We start from the raw sequence: 16,883 nt of genomic DNA, 5'->3' as shown, positions 1-16,883 counted from the left end.
CTGTACCGCCATTAACTTTACCGCATCGCTGGAGGCTGTTACTCCGCCTGCAGCATCGCCTCAAGCTGCTCCTGCGCATCAAGCCACGCCATTTCACACTCCTCAAGGCCCGCTTTCGCTGTTGCCTGCTGTTGCAGACAGGTGGTCAGCTCTGCTTTACGGCTCTGATCGTACAGGCCGCTGTCGCTAAGCTTCTCTTCTGCGTCGGCCAGTTGCGTATTGAGCTTCTCCATCTCTTTTTCCAGACGGGCGATCTCTTTACGCAGCGGCTGCGTTTGTGTGCGCAGCTCCGCTTCACGACGCTTCTGATCTTTACGCGCCTGGGCGCTGTTGGCGTTCTCTTTTGCGGCGTCCGTCGGCTGGCTCTCCTGCTTCTGCACGTCGCTCAGCCACTGCTGGTAATCATCCAGATCGCCATCGAACGGCTCCACTTTGCCATCGTGGACAAGGTAAAGGTCGTCGGTCGTTGAGCGCAACAGGTGACGGTCGTGCGACACCACGACCAGCGCGCCTTCAAACTCAATCAGCGCATCGGTGAGTGCCTGGCGCATATCGAGATCGAGATGGTTGGTCGGTTCATCGAGCAGCAGCAGGTTCGGGCGCTGCCAGACAATTAACGCCAGCACCAGCCGCGCTTTTTCGCCGCCGGAGAAGCGCTCCGTCGCTTCGGTGACCTTATCCCCCTGGAAGCCGAAGCCGCCAAGATAATCACGCAGCTTCTGCTCCAGCTCCTGCGGCGCCAGCCGCGCCAGATGCTGCAATGGTGATTCGTCGGCGCGTAAAAATTCCAGCTGATGCTGGGCGAAGTAACCGAGTTTGATCCCCTTCGCCAGGCCGATTTCGCCGCTCTGTGCTGCCAGCTCGCCTGCCAGCAGTTTGATCAGCGTCGATTTACCGGCACCGTTACGCCCCAGCAGGCCAATGCGTGAGCCGGGCACCAGGTTGAGCTTGATGGCGTTCAGAATGGTGCGATCGCCATAGCCCGCGCTCACCTTCTCCATCTTCAGGATCGGGTTGGGCAGGCTTTCCGGCGCGCGGAAGCTGAAGTGGAAGGGGTTATCAACGTGCGCGGGGGCTATTAGCTCCATACGCTCCAGCATCTTGATGCGGCTTTGCGCCTGCTTCGCTTTACTCGCTTTCGCTTTGAAGCGATCGATAAAGCTTTGCAGATGGGCAACGCGCTGCTGCTGGCCTTCATAGGTGGCCTGTTGCTGCGCAAGACGCGTGGCGCGCTGGCGCTCAAACGAGCTGTAGTTGCCGGTGTATTCAAACATTGATTGCTGCTCAATGTGCAGGATCTTATCGACTACCGGATCGAGAAAATCGCGGTCATGCGAGATAAGGATCAGCGTGCCCGGATAGTTCTTCAGCCACTTCTCCAGCCAGATAACGGCATCGAGATCGAGGTGGTTTGTCGGTTCATCAAGCAGCAGTAAATCGGAGCGGCAAATCAGCGCCTGCGCGAGGTTTAAGCGCATGCGCCAGCCGCCGGAGAAGGCGCTGACCGGGCGGTCGAGCTGCTCGTTAGAGAAGCCTAAACCGTGCAGCAGGCTGGCGGCGCGGGAGCGCACCGTCCAGGCATCGATTGCATCAAGCTTGCCGTGAACCGTGGCGATAGCATTGCCGTCGTTGCGCTCGTTGGCGGCCTTAAGCGCCGCTTCCAGCTGGCGATATTCACGATCGCCGTCTATCACATAATCTATCGCTGCTTCGTCCAGCGCCGGTGTTTCCTGGTTGACCCACGCCAGCTGCCAGGTGCCGGGGAAAGTGGCGCTGCCGCCGTCGGCGCTTATCTCGTTTTTCAACAGCGCGAGCAGGGTCGATTTGCCGCAGCCGTTTTTACCCACCAGGCCCACTTTCTGGCCCGGGTTGATGGTGGCTGTGGCGTTGTCCAACAGGACACGCACGCCGCGACGAATTTGTAACGAGGAGAAAACAATCATAAGACGCCGTATGTTCAGACTATGTTAATTTGTCTTTATGGTAATGTAAGGCCACGGCGAAATGCCGCACCGGGGCCGCAATGTTAGCCCAAAATGAAGACGATAGACAAAAGCATTCTGGCCACGCCATCGGGCGCTGGTTTGCAGAGAAGAGAGAATTTAGACCCGGGAGGGGAGTGATGTCGCAGGCAGCAAAAGTGTTGCTGATCTATGCCCATCCGGAATCACAGGACTCGGTTGCGAACCGGGTTTTGCTTAAGCCGGCCACGCAACTGGAGAACGTAACGGTGCACGATCTTTACGCCCGTTACCCCGATTTTTTTATTGATATTCCCTATGAACAGGCGTTATTGCGCGAGCATGACGTTATTGTTTTTCAACATCCCCTTTATACCTACAGTTGTCCGGCGCTGCTGAAAGAGTGGCTCGACCGCGTGTTGAGCCGCGGCTTTGCCAGCGGAACAGGTGGGAACCAACTGGCGGGAAAGTACTGGCGTAGCGTGATCACCACTGGTGAGCCGGAGGCGGCTTATCGTCATGATGGTCTCAACCGCTACTCCCTCAATGATGTTTTACGCCCTTTTGAGTTGACCGCCGCGATGTGCCGTATGCACTGGCTCAGCCCAATTATCATCTACTGGGCACGTCGCCAGTCGGCGCAGGAGCTGGCACACCACGCCAAAGCTTACGGCGACTGGCTGGCTTCGCCGCTGCCGCCGGGAGGCCGTTAATGGAAGGTTCCGCACTCTTACTGGCCGGCGTGCTATTTCTCTTCGCGGCGGTAGTCGCTGTGCCGCTGGCCGCACGTTTAGGGATTGGCGCCGTGCTGGGTTACCTGCTGGCGGGTATTGCGATTGGCCCATGGGGACTGGGGTTTATCAGCGACGTTGATGAGATCCTCCACTTCTCAGAGCTGGGCGTGGTGTTCCTGATGTTTATCATTGGGCTCGAACTTAACCCGTCGAAATTGTGGGAGCTGCGTCGCTCGATTTTTGGTGTCGGTGCGGCGCAGGTGCTGTTAAGTGCGGCGATCCTCGCAGGCCTGCTGATGCTGACGAAATTCTCCTGGCAGGCGGCGTTAATTGGCGGTATTGGTCTTGCGATGTCCTCTACCGCGATGGCGCTGCAACTGATGCGCGATAAAGGGATGAACCGCAGCGAGTCCGGTCAGCTTGGTTTCTCGGTGCTGTTGTTCCAGGATCTGGCGGTGATCCCGGCGCTGGCGCTGGTGCCGCTGCTGGCGGGCAACGGCGACGATCATCTCGACTGGATGAAGGTGGGCATGAAGGTGCTCGCCTTTGCCGGGATGCTGATCGGCGGGCGTTACCTGCTGCGCCCTGTGTTTCGTTTTATCGCCGCTTCCGGCGTGCGCGAAGTCTTTACCGCCGCCACGCTGCTGCTAGTACTGGGGTCGGCGCTGTTTATGGATGCCCTCGGCCTGTCGATGGCGCTGGGTACGTTTATTGCTGGCATTCTGCTGGCGGAGAGCGAATACCGCCACGAGCTGGAGATTGCCATTGAGCCGTTTAAAGGGCTGCTGTTGGGGCTGTTCTTTATTTCGGTCGGCATGGCGCTGAACCTCGGCGTGCTCTATACCCATCTATTGTGGGTAGTGATGAGCGTTGCGGTGCTGGTGGCCGTAAAATCGCTGGTGCTGTACGGGCTGGCGCGCATTTACGGTCTGCGTAGCTCTGAGCGGATGCAGTTTGCTGGGGTATTGAGCCAGGGCGGTGAGTTCGCGTTTGTGCTCTTTTCCACCGCTTCCTCGCAGCGGCTGTTTAAAGACGATCAGATGGCGCTGCTGCTGGTAACCGTCACGCTGTCGATGATGACCACGCCGCTGCTGATGCGCGCCATTGATAAGCTGCTCTCCCGACGTTTCAACAAGCCGGAGGATGAAGATGAAGCGCCGTGGGTCGATGATGATAAGCCGCAGGTGATTGTCGTCGGTTTTGGGCGCTTCGGGCAGGTGATTGGCCGCCTGCTGATGGCGAACGAGATGCGCATTACCGTGCTGGAGCGTGATATCAGCGCGGTGAACCTGATGCGTAAATATGGCTACAAAGTCTATTACGGTGATGCGACGCAGCTGGAGTTATTGCGCTCGGCAGGGGCGGAGGCCGCACAATCGATTGTCATCACCTGTAACGATCCGGTCGATACCATGAAGCTGGTGGAGCTTTGCCAGCAGCACTTTCCCCATCTGGCGATTTTGGCGCGGGCGCGGGGACGTGTCGAAGCGCATGAGCTGTTGCAGGCGGGCGTGACGCAGTTCTCGCGCGAAACCTTCTCCAGTGCGCTGGAGTTAGGGCGTAAGGCTCTGATTTCACTGGGTATGCATCCGCATCAGGCGCAGCGGGCGCAGCTGCACTTCAGGCGGCTCGATATGCGCATGCTGCGCGAGCTGATGCCGGTGCATACCGATACGGTACAAATTTCCCGCGTACGTGAAGCGCGCCGCGAGCTGGAAGAGATTTTCCAGCGTGAGATGCAGCAAGAGCGGCGTCAGCTCGACGGCTGGGATGAGTTTGAATAAGGGGAGTCGAATGGCTGTACGTAAACGTTTTATTGCCGGTGCGACCTGTCCGTCGTGCCAGGCGAAAGACTCAATGGCGATGTGGCGCGAAAATAACGTCGATATTGTTGAGTGTGTTAAGTGCGGGCATCAGATGCGCGAAGCGGATAAAGAAGCACGCGATCATGTTCGCAAAGATGAGCAAGTTATCGGGATTTTTCATCCGGACTAGCGATATCAGGCAGGATTTTTTAAGCTTAAGGGTACACGGGTGCAGAATTCCGTTACAATCTGCGCCAGTAATTTTCCCACGCTCAGGAGATATCATGAAAGTAGCAAAAGACCTGGTGGTCAGCCTGGCCTATCAGGTACGTACAGAAGACGGTGTATTAGTTGATGAGTCTCCGGTGAGTGCACCGCTGGACTACCTGCACGGTCACGGCTCCCTGATCTCCGGTCTGGAAAACGCGCTGGACGGTCATGAAGTCGGCGACAAATTCGATGTGGCTGTTGGCGCGAACGACGCTTACGGTCAGTACGATGAAAATCTGGTGCAGCGCGTTCCGAAAGACGTCTTCATGGGCGTTGACGAACTGCAGGTTGGCATGCGCTTCCTGGCTGAAACTGACCAGGGCCCGGTGCCGGTTGAGATCACCGAAGTGGAAGATGACCACGTAGTGGTTGATGGTAACCACATGCTGGCGGGTCAGAACCTGAAGTTCAACGTCGAAGTTGTCGCGATTCGCGAAGCAACCGAAGAAGAGCTGGCGCACGGTCACGTTCATGGCCCGCATGGTCACGATCATGACCACGACCACGGTCACGACGGCTGCTGCGGTGGTCACGGCCACGATCACGACCATGGTCACGATCATGGCGGTAAAGGTGGTTGCGGTAACGGCGGTTGCGGCTGCCACTAATCATACCCGTCGTCTTTCGCGCCGAAGGTGCGTTGGCTAAGGTATTGAAAAGCCCGGTAAGCGTCAGCCGACCGGGCACAAAAAGCGGGGAAACCCGCTTTTTTTACATCTTAATAGTGGGGCGGGGGTGTCTCTTCCGACGGGGACGCCAGATGTGAAGGCTGACTGGCTTTTACTTTCTCCACCAGCAAACGCAGATGTTCGCGCAGCTTCGCCATCTCCAGCTCATGAGCTACCACCGTCTGGTTGAGCTCTTCAATGGTCATCTCCTGAAAAGCCAGTCGACTCTCCAGTTCAGCCAGTCGCGCTTCTATCGATAACTCTTGCATCTTTTCACCTCCGGGTAACATCCGGGTCGATTGGGGTAATCGGCCGGATTTTACTTAACTTTGCGCGAAGGTACAGCCTTCATGCAGAAACTTATTTAAACAAAAATAGTCACAGATCGGGTGAATTCGGGCAGAGTCCTTATGTTGATTTCCGCCGCAACACTTTATAGTACGCTTCTTACTTTATGTTTAACCCTGGGGCGAGATGCCCCGGTCCCTGGAGAAATGGATGAAATCACTGTTTAAAGTCACGCTGCTGGCGACCACCATGGCTGTAGCCCTTCATGCACCGCTCACCTTAGCTGCTGATGCCCCAACCAAAGAGAAAGCTGCTGCAACTGACAGCAAATCGGCATTCAAAAACGACGACCAGAAATCCGCTTACGCGCTGGGCGCGTCACTGGGCCGTTACATGGAAAATTCCCTGAAAGAGCAGGAAAAGCTGGGCATCAAACTGGATAAAGACCAGCTGATCGCCGGTGTGCAGGACGCCTTTGCTGATAAGAGCAAGCTGAGTGACCAGGAGATCGAACAGACTCTGCAGGCGTTTGAAACGCGTGTGAAAACTGCCGCTCAGGAGCGCATGGAAAAAGATGCGACTGAAAACGAAACCAAAGGCAAAGCCTTCCGTGATGCCTTTGCAAAAGAGAAAGGCGTGAAAACCTCCAGCACCGGCCTGCTCTACAAAGTAGAGAAAGCGGGTACCGGTGATGCGCCGAAAGATAGCGACACCGTGGTGGTAAACTACAAAGGCACGCTGATTGACGGTAAAGAGTTCGACAACTCTTACACCCGTGGCGAACCGCTCTCCTTCCGCCTCGATGGCGTGATCCCGGGCTGGACCGAAGGCCTGAAAAACATCAAGAAAGGCGGCAAAATCAAACTGGTGATCCCGCCGGCACTGGCTTACGGTAAAACGGGCGTACCGGGTATTCCGGCGAACTCTACCCTGGTATTCGACGTTGAGCTGCTTGATATCAAACCGGCTCCGAAAGCGGACGCTGCGGCCCCGGAAGCGGCTCCAGCCGCAGGCGATAAAGCGGATGACGCAAAAGACACCCCTGCTGCGAAGAAGTAAAAGTGTGAAACGCGCCGCCTCCGAGCGGCGTTTTTTTTGCATCGGGGATATAATTCTGGAAAGCATAACCTACGATGTATTAATTTATATCCCCCTGCAAATACTGAGCCTGCCCTGAAAACTTAACGACAGGCTCCTGAAAAGGAGTGTTTTTTTTCATGTCCAGGTCGCTATTAACCAACGAAACCAGTGAGCTTGACCTCCTGGATCAACGTCCTTTCGATCAAACCGACTTCGATATCCTCAAATCCTACGAAGCGGTGGTGGACGGGTTAGCGATGCTCATTGGTTCGCACTGCGAAATCGTGTTGCACTCCTTACAGGATCTCAAATGCTCTGCCATCCGCATCGCTAACGGCGAGCACACCGGGCGTAAAATTGGCTCGCCGATTACCGATCTCGCGCTGCGTATGCTGCATGATATGACCGGTGCCGACAGCAGCGTGTCGAAATGCTATTTCACCCGCGCAAAAAGCGGCGTGCTGATGAAGTCGGTGACGATAGCTATTCGCAACCGCGATCACCGTGTTATTGGCCTACTCTGCATCAACATGAATCTCGATGTACCTTTCTCGCAGATCATGAGCACTTTTGTGCCGCCGGAAACGCCGGATGTTGGCTCCTCGGTTAACTTCGCTTCGTCTGTTGAAGACCTGGTGATGCAAACCCTTGAGTTCACCATTGAAGAGGTGAACGCTGACCGTAACGTCTCTAACAACGCCAAAAATCGTCAGATCGTGCTTAACCTCTACGAGAAAGGCATCTTTGATATCAAAGACGCCATTAATCAGGTCGCTGACCGCCTGAATATCTCCAAGCACACGGTCTATCTCTACATTCGCCAGTTCAAAAGCGGCGATTTCTCAGGGCAAGGTCATTAATGCGTTTTGCGTTGATGGTCACTGGCCCGGCCTACGGCACGCAGCAGGCAAGCAGCGCTTATCAATTCGCACTTGCCCTACTGGAAGCGGGACATACGCTCGTAAGCGTCTTCTTCTACCGGGAAGGGGTGAGTAACGCGAACGCGTTGACTGCCCCCGCCAGCGACGAGTTTGATCTTGTGCGCGCCTGGCAGCGTTTGCATGCTGAGCAGCAGGTTGAGTTGCATATCTGCGTAGCGGCGGCGTTGCGCCGTGGCGTGGTCGATGAGAGTGAGGCTTCGCGGCTGACATTAGCGGGGGCTAATCTGCAGGCAGGATTTTCACTTACCGGTCTCGGCGCACTGGCTGAAGCGGCGCTGACCTGTGACAGAGTGGTACAGTTCTGATGAAGCGAATCGCCTTTGTTTTCTCCTCCTCGCCGCACGGCTCTTCATCCGGACGTGAGGGGCTGGACGCGGTGCTAGCTACCTCCGCGTTAACAGAAGAGATAGGCCTCTTTTTTATCGGCGATGGCGTGCTGCAACTGCTGCCTAACCAGCAGCCGGGCAAGATCCTGGCGCGCGACTACATTGCAACCTTCAAAGTGTTGCCGCTCTACGATGTTGAGGAGATCTGGCTGTGTGCCGCTTCCCTGCGTGAACGAGGCCTTGGCGAGGAGAGGGCGTTTGTCTTACCTGCTCAGAGCCTGGAGCCGGAGGCGCTGCGCGAGCAACTTGAGCAATACTCCGTCGTGCTCAATTTTTGAGGTCTTATGCTGCTAACTCTATCCCGCTCACCCTGGCAGTGCGATATGACGGCGCTGCTGCGCGTCCTGCGCCCCGGTGACGATCTGTTACTGCTCTCGGACGGGGTGCTTGCTGCTCTTAATGGTTCGCCGTTCGTTGAATTACTGCTCAATGCCCCCATAACGCTGCATGTGCTGAAAGAGGATGTTGACGCGCGCGGTCTCTCTGCTCAAATTTCGCGCAGCGCCGTCAGCGTTAGCTATACTGATTTCGTTAGCCTGGCGGTGAAAAACGCCGTTCAGCTGAACTGGTAATGCAGGGATCGCTGTATATTTCTTGACACCTTTTAAGCACAGCCATAAAATTCTGCGTCCTCATATTATATGAGGCCGTTTTATTACGTGTTTACGAAGCAAAAGCTAAAACCAGGAGCTATTTAATGGCAACAGTTAACCAGCTGGTACGCAAACCACGCGCCCGCAAAGTTGCGAAAAGCAACGTGCCGGCGCTGGAAGCATGCCCGCAAAAACGTGGCGTATGTACTCGTGTATATACCACCACCCCTAAAAAACCGAACTCCGCACTGCGTAAAGTTTGCCGTGTTCGTTTAACCAACGGTTTCGAAGTGACTTCCTACATCGGTGGTGAAGGTCACAACCTGCAGGAGCACTCCGTGATCCTGATCCGTGGCGGTCGTGTTAAAGACCTTCCGGGTGTTCGTTACCATACCGTTCGTGGCGCGCTTGACTGCTCTGGTGTTAAAGACCGTAAGCAATCTCGCTCCAAGTATGGCGTGAAACGTCCTAAGGCTTAATGGTTCTCCGTTAAGTAAGGCCAAACTGTTTTAACTTAATGTCACACTAAACTCTTAGAGTTTTGGACAATCCTGAATTAACAACGGAGTATTTCCATGCCACGTCGTCGTGTTATTGGTCAGCGTAAAATTCTGCCGGATCCTAAGTTCGGATCAGAACTGCTGGCTAAATTTGTAAATATCCTGATGGTAGACGGTAAAAAATCTACTGCAGAAGCAATCGTATACAGCGCGCTGGAGACCCTGGCTCAGCGCTCTGGTAAAAATGAACTGGAAGCTTTCGAAGTAGCTCTCGAAAACGTGCGCCCGACTGTCGAAGTTAAGTCTCGCCGCGTTGGTGGTTCTACTTATCAGGTTCCGGTTGAAGTTCGTCCGGTTCGTCGTAATGCCCTGGCAATGCGTTGGATCGTTGAAGCTGCTCGTAAACGCGGTGATAAATCCATGGCTCTGCGCCTGGCGAACGAACTTTCCGATGCTGCAGACAACAAAGGTACTGCAGTTAAGAAACGTGAAGACGTTCACCGTATGGCCGAAGCCAACAAGGCGTTCGCACACTACCGTTGGTAATCCCTTCGGAGTTCTAGTCAACTGGCGGGCGCTTCAAGTAAGTCGCCCGCCGTTTGGCAACTTAATTCTGAACGCCTAAAAGACACAAACGAGGAATCAAATGGCTCGTACAACACCCATCGCACGCTACCGCAACATTGGTATCAGTGCGCACATCGACGCCGGTAAAACCACCACTACCGAACGTATTCTGTTCTACACCGGTGTAAACCACAAAATCGGTGAAGTTCACGACGGCGCCGCAACCATGGACTGGATGGAGCAGGAGCAGGAGCGTGGTATCACCATCACCTCCGCAGCGACTACTGCATTCTGGTCTGGTATGGCGAAGCAGTATGAACCGCATCGCGTAAACATCATCGACACCCCGGGGCACGTTGACTTCACCATCGAAGTAGAACGTTCCATGCGTGTACTGGATGGTGCGGTAATGGTTTACTGTGCCGTTGGTGGTGTTCAGCCACAGTCTGAAACCGTATGGCGTCAGGCTAACAAATATAAAGTTCCGCGCATCGCGTTCGTTAACAAAATGGACCGCATGGGCGCTAACTTCCTGAAAGTTGTTGATCAGATCAAAACCCGTCTCGGCGCGAACCCAGTTCCGCTGCAGCTGGCAATTGGTGCTGAAGAAGGTTTCACCGGTGTTATCGACCTGGTGAAAATGAAAGCGATCAACTGGAACGATGCTGACCAGGGCGTTACCTTCGTTTACGAAGATATCCCGGCTGAGATGCAGGACCTGGCTGACGAATGGCACCAGAACCTGATCGAATCTGCGGCAGAAGCTTCAGAAGAGCTGATGGAAAAATACCTGGGTGGCGAAGAACTGACTGAAGAAGAGATCAAAACTGCTCTTCGTCAGCGCGTTCTGAACAACGAAATCATCCTGGTAACCTGTGGTTCTGCGTTCAAGAACAAAGGCGTTCAGGCGATGCTGGATGCGGTAATTGATTACCTGCCGTCCCCGACTGACGTTCCTGCGATCAACGGTATGCTGGACGATGGTAAAGATACGCCGGCTGAGCGTCATGCTAGCGACGAAGAGCCGTTTGCTGCGCTGGCGTTCAAAATCGCAACTGACCCGTTCGTGGGTAACCTGACCTTCTTCCGTGTTTACTCCGGTGTGGTTAACTCTGGTGATACCGTACTGAACTCCGTGAAATCTGCACGTGAGCGTTTCGGTCGTATCGTTCAGATGCACGCTAACAAACGTGAAGAGATCAAAGAAGTTCGCGCGGGCGATATCGCTGCAGCGATCGGTCTGAAAGACGTGATCACCGGTGACACCCTGTGTGACCCGGATCACCCGATCATTCTGGAGCGTATGGAATTCCCGGAGCCGGTAATCTCCATCGCTGTAGAACCGAAAACCAAAGCTGACCAGGAAAAAATGGGTCTGGCTCTGGGCCGTCTGGCTAAAGAAGACCCGTCTTTCCGCGTATGGACTGACGAAGAATCTAACCAGACCATTATCGCTGGTATGGGCGAACTGCACCTCGACATCATCGTTGACCGTATGAAGCGTGAGTTCAACGTTGAAGCTAACGTGGGTAAACCTCAGGTTGCTTACCGCGAAGCGATTCGCGCGAAAGTTACCGATATCGAAGGTAAACACGCTAAGCAGTCTGGTGGTCGCGGTCAGTACGGTCATGTTGTTATCGACATGTACCCGCTGGAGCCGGGCTCTAACCCGAAAGGTTACGAGTTCATCAACGACATCAAAGGTGGTGTAATTCCTGGCGAATACATCCCGGCCGTTGATAAAGGCATCCAGGAGCAGCTGAAGTCTGGTCCGCTAGCTGGTTACCCGGTAGTTGATCTGGGCGTACGTCTGCACTTCGGTTCTTACCACGACGTTGACTCCTCTGAACTGGCGTTTAAACTTGCTGCGTCTATTGCCTTTAAAGATGGCTTTAAGAAAGCGAAACCAGTTCTGCTTGAGCCGATCATGAAGGTTGAAGTAGAGACTCCGGAAGAGAACACCGGTGACGTTATCGGTGACTTGAGCCGTCGTCGCGGCATGCTGCGCGGTCAGGAATCTGAAGTTACTGGCGTTAAGATCCACGCTGAAGTTCCGCTGTCTGAAATGTTCGGATATGCAACTCAGCTGCGTTCTCTGACCAAAGGTCGTGCATCGTACACCATGGAATTCCTGAAGTATGATGATGCGCCGAACAACGTTGCTCAGGCCGTAATTGAAGCCCGTGGTAAATAAGCCGCAGGGTTAAAACCAAAGTCCCGTGCTCTCTCCATTGAGGGAGAGCACTATAGTAAGGAATAAAGCCGTGTCTAAAGAAAAATTTGAACGTACAAAACCGCACGTCAACGTCGGCACAATCGGCCACGTTGACCATGGTAAAACTACTCTGACCGCTGCAATCACCACCGTACTGGCTAAGACCTACGGCGGTGCTGCTCGCGCATTCGACCAGATCGATAACGCGCCGGAAGAAAAAGCTCGTGGTATCACCATCAACACCTCTCACGTTGAATATGACACCCCGACTCGCCACTACGCGCACGTAGACTGCCCGGGCCACGCCGACTATGTTAAAAACATGATCACCGGTGCTGCGCAGATGGACGGCGCGATCCTGGTTGTTGCTGCGACTGACGGCCCGATGCCGCAGACCCGTGAGCACATCCTGCTGGGTCGTCAGGTAGGCGTTCCGTTCATCATCGTGTTCCTGAACAAATGTGACATGGTTGATGACGAAGAGCTGCTGGAACTGGTTGAGATGGAAGTGCGTGAGCTGCTGTCTCAGTACGACTTCCCGGGCGACGACACTCCGATCGTTCGTGGTTCTGCACTGAAAGCGCTGGAAGGCGAAGCTCAGTGGGAAGAGAAAATCATCGAGCTGGCTGGCTACCTGGATTCCTACATCCCGGAACCAGAGCGCGCGATTGACAAGCCGTTCCTGCTGCCGATCGAAGACGTATTCTCCATCTCCGGTCGTGGTACCGTTGTTACCGGTCGTGTAGAGCGCGGTATCATCAAAGTTGGTGAAGAAGTTGAAATCGTTGGTATCAAAGACACCGCGAAATCTACCTGTACCGGCGTTGAAATGTTCCGCAAACTGCTGGACGAAGGCCGTGCTGGTGAGAACGTTGGTGTTCTGCTGCGTGGTATCAAACGTGAAGAAATCGAACGTGGTCAGGTACTGGCTAAGCCGGGTTCCATCAAGCCGCACACCAAATTCGAATCTGAAGTGTACATCCTGTCCAAAGACGAAGGCGGCCGTCACACTCCGTTCTTCAAAGGCTACCGTCCGCAGTTCTACTTCCGTACAACTGACGTGACTGGCACCATCGAACTGCCGGAAGGCGTTGAGATGGTAATGCCGGGCGACAACATCAAAATGGTTGTTACCCTGATTCACCCGATCGCGATGGACGATGGTCTGCGTTTCGCAATCCGTGAAGGCGGCCGTACCGTTGGCGCGGGCGTTGTAGCAAAAGTTCTGGGCTAATTCATTAGCTTTGAATTTAAAAGGGCACTTCGGTGCCCTTTTTGTTGCCTGCTCTTTGACCACTTCTCACTTACAGCTATTAACACTTCGCTGCTAAATCCCTTACGCTTCCTCTGTTGTAATCATAACCATTCTCATTTACACTTTGCGCATTAAGTGAACGGGAGTCATCCATGTACGTTTGTTTGTGTAACGGTGTAAGTGATAAAAAAATTCGCCAGGCTGTGCGCCAGTTTCACCCTCAATCATTTCAGCAGCTCCGCAAGTTTATTCCGGTAGGTAATCAGTGTGGTAAATGCATCCGCGCCGCTCGCGACATCATGCAGGATGAGTTGACCCAGATGCCGGAATACAAAGAGATTGCCTGAGGCTCTATCTTTTTTTTGACATCCCTGTAGCCCCATCTACGCTTCAATGAGTGGAAGCGGAGGGACTACATAATGAAAGGTGATGTTAAAATCATAAATTATCTCAATAAATTATTGGGAAATGAGCTTGTCGCAATCAACCAATACTTTCTCCATGCGAGGATGTTCAAAAACTGGGGGCTGACCCGCCTCAATGACGTCGAATACCATGAATCCATTGATGAAATGAAACACGCCGATTTGTATATCGAGCGTATTCTGTTTCTTGAAGGGATCCCGAACTTGCAGGATCTTGGCAAACTCGGCATTGGTGAAGACGTTGAAGAGATGCTGCAATCAGACCTGCGTCTGGAGCTGGAAGGCGCTAGAGATCTGCGTGAAGCGATCGCCTATGCTGACAGCATCCATGACTATGTCAGCCGCGATATGATGATCAAAATTCTTGCTGACGAAGAGCACCACATTGACTGGCTGGAAACCGAACTGGATCTGATCGCTAAACTGGGTATGCAGAATTACCTTCAGTCTCAGATCAAAGTCGAAGATTAAAACCGTATTAGCGTGGGGTAACCCACCACGAAACCCGCTGCTGCGAGGAAAGGTCCAAACGGCAGCGGGTTTTTTATTACCTGCAGTTTACCCTGCCGGCAAAGCGTGAAAGCCACAGCGCAGCAGGCAAACAGCGCGGCATAAAACACCAGAGCAGGAAGAGAAGCCCAGCCATGCCACGCGCCGAGCGCTGCAAGATATTTCACATCGCCATATCCTAATCCTTCATGGCCACGCAACAATCGATATCCCCAGTAAACCGCAGCAAAACTTGTATACCCGGCAATTGCGCCGAACACCGCATCGTTCAGGAAATCAGTGCGCGACAGGCAATGCCAGAGTAGGCCCGCCCAGAGAAGAGGGCAGGTATAGTAATCTGGTAGTAGTCTTGATCGCACATCACACCTGACGAGCTGAAGGTTTAGTGCAATATAAATAATAAGAAAAAACATGGCGTCCCTGCCTGCAGCGTTACCAACCCGCTGATAAGCGTGCGTTATAGAGATGAACAATGAAAGGGGAGGGTGAGAGAAGTGCGCGCTGCTTTCCAGAGATTCTATGAGTGATGTAAAGGACGACAAATCCTTTGCGAGCCAACATGCTCCGCTGTTTAATTTCTAATCTGCACTTGCGCTGGCGCCAGATTTACGTATAATGCGCGGGCTTGTCGTAATTGACGGCTGGTTCGATCTGAACCATAGCGACGATTTTTGCCGCTAACAATGCTCCCAATCGGGGGGCTACGTAAGAACGATTACACTCCCCCATCAATCGTAATGGGTGTGAGGAGTAATTATTTTCGTCTATAAATAATTGGAGCTCTGGTCTCATGCAGAACCAAAGAATCCGTATCCGCTTGAAAGCGTTTGATCATCGTCTGATCGATCAATCAACCGCCGAAATCGTCGAAACTGCGAAGCGCACTGGTGCGCAAGTTCGTGGTCCGATCCCGCTGCCGACCCGCAAAGAGCGCTTTACCGTACTGATCTCTCCGCACGTCAACAAAGATGCGCGCGATCAGTACGAAATCCGCACTCATAAGCGTCTGGTTGACATCGTTGAGCCAACCGAGAAAACCGTTGATGCTCTGATGCGTCTGGATCTGGCTGCCGGTGTAGACGTGCAGATCAGCCTGGGTTGATCAGGTCATCGAGCGATTGAGAGGTTGAAACAATGATTGGTTTAGTCGGTAAAAAAGTGGGCATGACCCGCATCTTCACTGAAGATGGCGTTTCTATCCCAGTAACCGTAATCGAAGTTGAAGCAAACCGCGTTACTCAGGTTAAAGATCTGGCTAACGACGGCTACCGCGCTATCCAGGTTACCACCGGTGCTAAAAAAGCTAACCGCGTAACCAAGCCGGAAGCGGGTCACTTCGCTAAAGCTGGCGTAGAAGCTGGCCGTGGTCTGTGGGAATTCCGTCTGGCTGACGGTGAAGAGTTCTCCGTAGGTCAGGATATTAGCGTTGAGCTGTTTGCTGAAGTTAAAAAAGTTGACGTAACTGGCACCTCTAAAGGTAAAGGTTTCGCAGGTACCGTTAAGCGCTGGAACTTCCGTACCCAGGACGCTACTCACGGTAACTCCCTGTCCCACCGCGTTCCGGGTTCTATCGGTCAGAACCAGACTCCGGGCAAAGTGTTCAAGGGCAAGAAAATGGCAGGTCAGCTGGGTAATGAGCGTGTAACCGTTCAGAGCCTGGACGTAGTACGTGTTGACGCTGAGCGCAACCTGCTGCTGGTTAAAGGTGCTGTCCCGGGTGCAACCGGTAGCGACCTGATCGTTAAACCAGCTGTGAAGGCGTGAGGAGATAGCAATGGAATTAGTATTGAAAGACGCGCAGAGCGCGCTGACTGTTTCCGAAACTACCTTCGGTCGTGACTTCAACGAAGCGCTGGTACACCAGGTTGTTGTTGCTTATGCAGCTGGTGCTCGTCAGGGTACTCGTGCTCAGAAGACCCGTGCTGAAGTAACTGGTTCCGGTAAAAAACCGTGGCGCCAGAAAGGCACCGGCCGTGCGCGTTCAGGTTCTGTTAAGAGCCCGATCTGGCGTTCTGGTGGCGTGACCTTCGCTGCACGTCCGCAGGACCACAGTCAAAAAGTTAACAAAAAGATGTACCGCGGCGCGCTGAAAAGCATTCTGTCCGAACTGGTACGTCAGGATCGTCTGATCGTTGTCGAGCAGTTCTCTCTGGAAGCGCCGAAAACTAAGCTGCTTGCTCAGAAACTGAAAGACATGGCTCTGGAAGATGTGCTGATCATCACCGGTGAGCTGGACGAGAACCTGTTCCTGGCCGCACGTAACCTGCACAAGGTTGACGTACGCGATGCGACTGGTATCGACCCGGTTAGCCTGATCGCCTTCGACAAAGTCGTAATGACTGCTGATGCTGTTAAGCAAGTTGAGGAGATGCTGGCATGATTCGTGAAGAACGTCTGCTGAAGGTGCTGCGCGCACCGCACGTTTCTGAAAAAGCGTCTACTGCGATGGAAAAAACCAACACCATCGTTCTCAAAGTTGCAAAAGACGCGACCAAAGCAGAGATCAAAGCTGCTGTGCAGAAACTGTTTGAAGTCGAAGTCGAAGTCGTTAACACCCTGGTAGTTAAAGGGAAAGTTAAACGTCACGGACAGCGTATCGGTCGTCGTAGCGACTGGAAAAAAGCTTACGTCACCCTTAAAGAAGGCCAGAATCTGGACTTCGTTGGCGGCGCTGAGTAAGTCGGA

At 53.7% G+C, this 16,883-nt stretch carries 22 protein-coding genes; 19 read left to right on the top strand and 3 right to left on the bottom strand.

All coding sequences use genetic code 11. The features are described from left to right. Positions 1 to 38: 38 nt before the first annotated feature. Positions 39 to 1,943, bottom strand: coding sequence for an ABC transporter ATP-binding protein (locus HF650_RS21850; RefSeq protein ID WP_187800324.1), 1,905 nt, complete (start codon positions 1,941 to 1,943; stop codon positions 39 to 41). A gap of 179 nt (positions 1,944 to 2,122) precedes the next feature. Here HF650_RS21850 and kefG point away from each other — a divergent pair, with 179 nt between their 5' ends. From kefG to slyD, 4 genes are all read left to right on the top strand, one after another. Then, positions 2,123 to 2,674 (top strand): glutathione-regulated potassium-efflux system ancillary protein KefG, encoded by a 552-nt coding sequence (kefG, locus tag HF650_RS21845; RefSeq protein ID WP_187800323.1) that lies wholly within the window; start codon positions 2,123 to 2,125, stop codon positions 2,672 to 2,674. After that, entirely contained in the window at positions 2,674 to 4,479 is a 1,806-nt protein-coding gene (gene kefB, locus HF650_RS21840) for a glutathione-regulated potassium-efflux system protein KefB (RefSeq protein WP_187800322.1), read from the top strand. Before kefG ends, kefB begins: the two co-directional genes overlap by 1 nt. Before the next feature lie 10 nt (positions 4,480 to 4,489). Next, positions 4,490 to 4,690, top strand: a complete 201-nt coding sequence (locus HF650_RS21835) for a YheV family putative zinc ribbon protein (protein WP_023482007.1) — start codon at positions 4,490 to 4,492, stop codon at positions 4,688 to 4,690. A gap of 94 nt (positions 4,691 to 4,784) precedes the next feature. Further along, a complete protein-coding gene (slyD, locus tag HF650_RS21830) occupies positions 4,785 to 5,378 on the top strand; it encodes a peptidylprolyl isomerase (protein WP_023482004.1) in 594 nt (197 codons plus the stop codon). A 110-nt stretch (positions 5,379 to 5,488) separates the two neighbouring features. Here the strand turns inward: slyD and HF650_RS21825 are convergent, their stop codons facing one another. Beyond that, the gene (locus HF650_RS21825; protein ID WP_023482131.1) at positions 5,489 to 5,707 is read right to left on the bottom strand and encodes a protein SlyX; all 219 of its coding nucleotides are present in this window, start codon (positions 5,705 to 5,707) and stop codon (positions 5,489 to 5,491) included. A 229-nt stretch (positions 5,708 to 5,936) separates the two neighbouring features. On the opposite strand from HF650_RS21825, the gene fkpA reads away from it, so the two are divergent. The 11 genes from fkpA (at position 5,937) to bfr (ending at position 14,159) form a co-directional block, all read left to right on the top strand. Next, the gene (gene fkpA, locus HF650_RS21820; RefSeq protein WP_187800321.1) at positions 5,937 to 6,785 is read left to right on the top strand and encodes an FKBP-type peptidyl-prolyl cis-trans isomerase; all 849 of its coding nucleotides are present in this window, start codon (positions 5,937 to 5,939) and stop codon (positions 6,783 to 6,785) included. 158 nt (positions 6,786 to 6,943) lie between these two features. Beyond that, the gene (locus tag HF650_RS21815; RefSeq protein WP_023482043.1) at positions 6,944 to 7,666 is read left to right on the top strand and encodes a transcriptional regulator; all 723 of its coding nucleotides are present in this window, start codon (positions 6,944 to 6,946) and stop codon (positions 7,664 to 7,666) included. Then, positions 7,666 to 8,052, top strand: coding sequence for a sulfurtransferase complex subunit TusD (gene tusD / locus HF650_RS21810; protein ID WP_187800320.1), 387 nt, complete (start codon positions 7,666 to 7,668; stop codon positions 8,050 to 8,052). The genes HF650_RS21815 and tusD overlap by 1 nt, the downstream gene beginning before the upstream one ends. Next, positions 8,052 to 8,411, top strand: coding sequence for a sulfurtransferase complex subunit TusC (gene tusC, locus HF650_RS21805; RefSeq protein ID WP_187800319.1), 360 nt, complete (start codon positions 8,052 to 8,054; stop codon positions 8,409 to 8,411). Before tusD ends, tusC begins: the two co-directional genes overlap by 1 nt. Positions 8,412 to 8,417: 6 nt before the next feature. Next, on the top strand, positions 8,418 to 8,705 hold the full coding sequence (gene tusB, locus HF650_RS21800; protein WP_187800318.1) for a sulfurtransferase complex subunit TusB: 288 nt from the start codon (positions 8,418 to 8,420) through the stop codon (positions 8,703 to 8,705). A 125-nt stretch (positions 8,706 to 8,830) separates the two neighbouring features. Then, a complete protein-coding gene (gene rpsL, locus HF650_RS21795) occupies positions 8,831 to 9,205 on the top strand; it encodes a 30S ribosomal protein S12 (RefSeq protein ID WP_003023654.1) in 375 nt (124 codons plus the stop codon). A gap of 96 nt (positions 9,206 to 9,301) precedes the next feature. Further along, on the top strand, positions 9,302 to 9,772 hold the full coding sequence (gene rpsG / locus HF650_RS21790; protein ID WP_007369802.1) for a 30S ribosomal protein S7: 471 nt from the start codon (positions 9,302 to 9,304) through the stop codon (positions 9,770 to 9,772). 100 nt (positions 9,773 to 9,872) lie between these two features. After that, entirely contained in the window at positions 9,873 to 11,987 is a 2,115-nt protein-coding gene (gene fusA / locus HF650_RS21785) for an elongation factor G (protein ID WP_187800317.1), read from the top strand. A 70-nt stretch (positions 11,988 to 12,057) separates the two neighbouring features. Beyond that, positions 12,058 to 13,242 carry an elongation factor Tu gene (gene tuf / locus HF650_RS21780; protein ID WP_187800316.1) on the top strand — a complete coding sequence of 395 codons (1,185 nt, stop codon included), beginning with the start codon at positions 12,058 to 12,060 and terminating at the stop codon, positions 13,240 to 13,242. A gap of 173 nt (positions 13,243 to 13,415) precedes the next feature. Beyond that, positions 13,416 to 13,610, top strand: coding sequence for a bacterioferritin-associated ferredoxin (gene bfd, locus HF650_RS21775; protein ID WP_187800315.1), 195 nt, complete (start codon positions 13,416 to 13,418; stop codon positions 13,608 to 13,610). 72 nt (positions 13,611 to 13,682) lie between these two features. Continuing rightward, positions 13,683 to 14,159 (top strand): bacterioferritin, encoded by a 477-nt coding sequence (bfr, locus tag HF650_RS21770; protein WP_187800314.1) that lies wholly within the window; start codon positions 13,683 to 13,685, stop codon positions 14,157 to 14,159. Here the strand turns inward: bfr and HF650_RS21765 are convergent. Further along, on the bottom strand, positions 14,156 to 14,611 hold the full coding sequence (locus tag HF650_RS21765) for an A24 family peptidase (RefSeq protein ID WP_187800313.1): 456 nt from the start codon (positions 14,609 to 14,611) through the stop codon (positions 14,156 to 14,158). The genes bfr and HF650_RS21765 overlap by 4 nt on opposite strands. A 377-nt stretch (positions 14,612 to 14,988) precedes the next feature. Between HF650_RS21765 and rpsJ the strand changes: the two genes are divergently transcribed. Genes rpsJ through rplW form a run of 4 tightly spaced genes read left to right on the top strand, consistent with a single transcriptional unit; the run spans position 14,989 to position 16,877 of the window. Continuing rightward, a complete protein-coding gene (rpsJ, locus tag HF650_RS21760) occupies positions 14,989 to 15,300 on the top strand; it encodes a 30S ribosomal protein S10 (RefSeq protein WP_001181005.1) in 312 nt (103 codons plus the stop codon). A 32-nt stretch (positions 15,301 to 15,332) separates the two neighbouring features. Next, on the top strand, positions 15,333 to 15,962 hold the full coding sequence (rplC, locus tag HF650_RS21755) for a 50S ribosomal protein L3 (RefSeq protein ID WP_023479430.1): 630 nt from the start codon (positions 15,333 to 15,335) through the stop codon (positions 15,960 to 15,962). 10 nt (positions 15,963 to 15,972) lie between these two features. Beyond that, the gene (gene rplD / locus HF650_RS21750; protein ID WP_023479434.1) at positions 15,973 to 16,578 is read left to right on the top strand and encodes a 50S ribosomal protein L4; all 606 of its coding nucleotides are present in this window, start codon (positions 15,973 to 15,975) and stop codon (positions 16,576 to 16,578) included. Then, positions 16,575 to 16,877 (top strand): 50S ribosomal protein L23, encoded by a 303-nt coding sequence (gene rplW, locus HF650_RS21745; protein WP_000617546.1) that lies wholly within the window; start codon positions 16,575 to 16,577, stop codon positions 16,875 to 16,877. Before rplD ends, rplW begins: the two co-directional genes overlap by 4 nt. The last annotated feature ends 6 nt before the right edge of the window (positions 16,878 to 16,883 follow it).

This window comes from Kosakonia sp. SMBL-WEM22 (assembly GCF_014490785.1).
Taxonomy (GTDB): Bacteria; Pseudomonadota; Gammaproteobacteria; order Enterobacterales; family Enterobacteriaceae; genus Kosakonia.
This window is presented reverse-complemented; position numbering and strand designations above follow the sequence as displayed.

Bases quoted from the DNA above. Each gene is read 5' to 3' on its own strand.
- HF650_RS21850 (WP_187800324.1), bottom strand. From the start codon at position 1,943: ATGATTGTTTTCTCCTCGTTACAAATTCGTCGCGGCGTGCGTGTCCTG.
- kefG (WP_187800323.1), top strand. From the start codon at position 2,123: ATGTCGCAGGCAGCAAAAGTGTTGCTGATCTATGCCCATCCGGAATCA.
- kefB (WP_187800322.1), top strand. From the start codon at position 2,674: ATGGAAGGTTCCGCACTCTTACTGGCCGGCGTGCTATTTCTCTTCGCG.
- HF650_RS21835 (WP_023482007.1), top strand. From the start codon at position 4,490: ATGGCTGTACGTAAACGTTTTATTGCCGGTGCGACCTGTCCGTCGTGC.
- slyD (WP_023482004.1), top strand. From the start codon at position 4,785: ATGAAAGTAGCAAAAGACCTGGTGGTCAGCCTGGCCTATCAGGTACGT.
- HF650_RS21825 (WP_023482131.1), bottom strand. From the start codon at position 5,707: ATGCAAGAGTTATCGATAGAAGCGCGACTGGCTGAACTGGAGAGTCGA.
- fkpA (WP_187800321.1), top strand. From the start codon at position 5,937: ATGAAATCACTGTTTAAAGTCACGCTGCTGGCGACCACCATGGCTGTA.
- HF650_RS21815 (WP_023482043.1), top strand. From the start codon at position 6,944: ATGTCCAGGTCGCTATTAACCAACGAAACCAGTGAGCTTGACCTCCTG.
- tusD (WP_187800320.1), top strand. From the start codon at position 7,666: ATGCGTTTTGCGTTGATGGTCACTGGCCCGGCCTACGGCACGCAGCAG.
- tusC (WP_187800319.1), top strand. From the start codon at position 8,052: ATGAAGCGAATCGCCTTTGTTTTCTCCTCCTCGCCGCACGGCTCTTCA.
- tusB (WP_187800318.1), top strand. From the start codon at position 8,418: ATGCTGCTAACTCTATCCCGCTCACCCTGGCAGTGCGATATGACGGCG.
- rpsL (WP_003023654.1), top strand. From the start codon at position 8,831: ATGGCAACAGTTAACCAGCTGGTACGCAAACCACGCGCCCGCAAAGTT.
- rpsG (WP_007369802.1), top strand. From the start codon at position 9,302: ATGCCACGTCGTCGTGTTATTGGTCAGCGTAAAATTCTGCCGGATCCT.
- fusA (WP_187800317.1), top strand. From the start codon at position 9,873: ATGGCTCGTACAACACCCATCGCACGCTACCGCAACATTGGTATCAGT.
- bfd (WP_187800315.1), top strand. From the start codon at position 13,416: ATGTACGTTTGTTTGTGTAACGGTGTAAGTGATAAAAAAATTCGCCAG.
- bfr (WP_187800314.1), top strand. From the start codon at position 13,683: ATGAAAGGTGATGTTAAAATCATAAATTATCTCAATAAATTATTGGGA.
- HF650_RS21765 (WP_187800313.1), bottom strand. From the start codon at position 14,611: ATGTTTTTTCTTATTATTTATATTGCACTAAACCTTCAGCTCGTCAGG.
- rpsJ (WP_001181005.1), top strand. From the start codon at position 14,989: ATGCAGAACCAAAGAATCCGTATCCGCTTGAAAGCGTTTGATCATCGT.
- rplC (WP_023479430.1), top strand. From the start codon at position 15,333: ATGATTGGTTTAGTCGGTAAAAAAGTGGGCATGACCCGCATCTTCACT.
- rplD (WP_023479434.1), top strand. From the start codon at position 15,973: ATGGAATTAGTATTGAAAGACGCGCAGAGCGCGCTGACTGTTTCCGAA.
- rplW (WP_000617546.1), top strand. From the start codon at position 16,575: ATGATTCGTGAAGAACGTCTGCTGAAGGTGCTGCGCGCACCGCACGTT.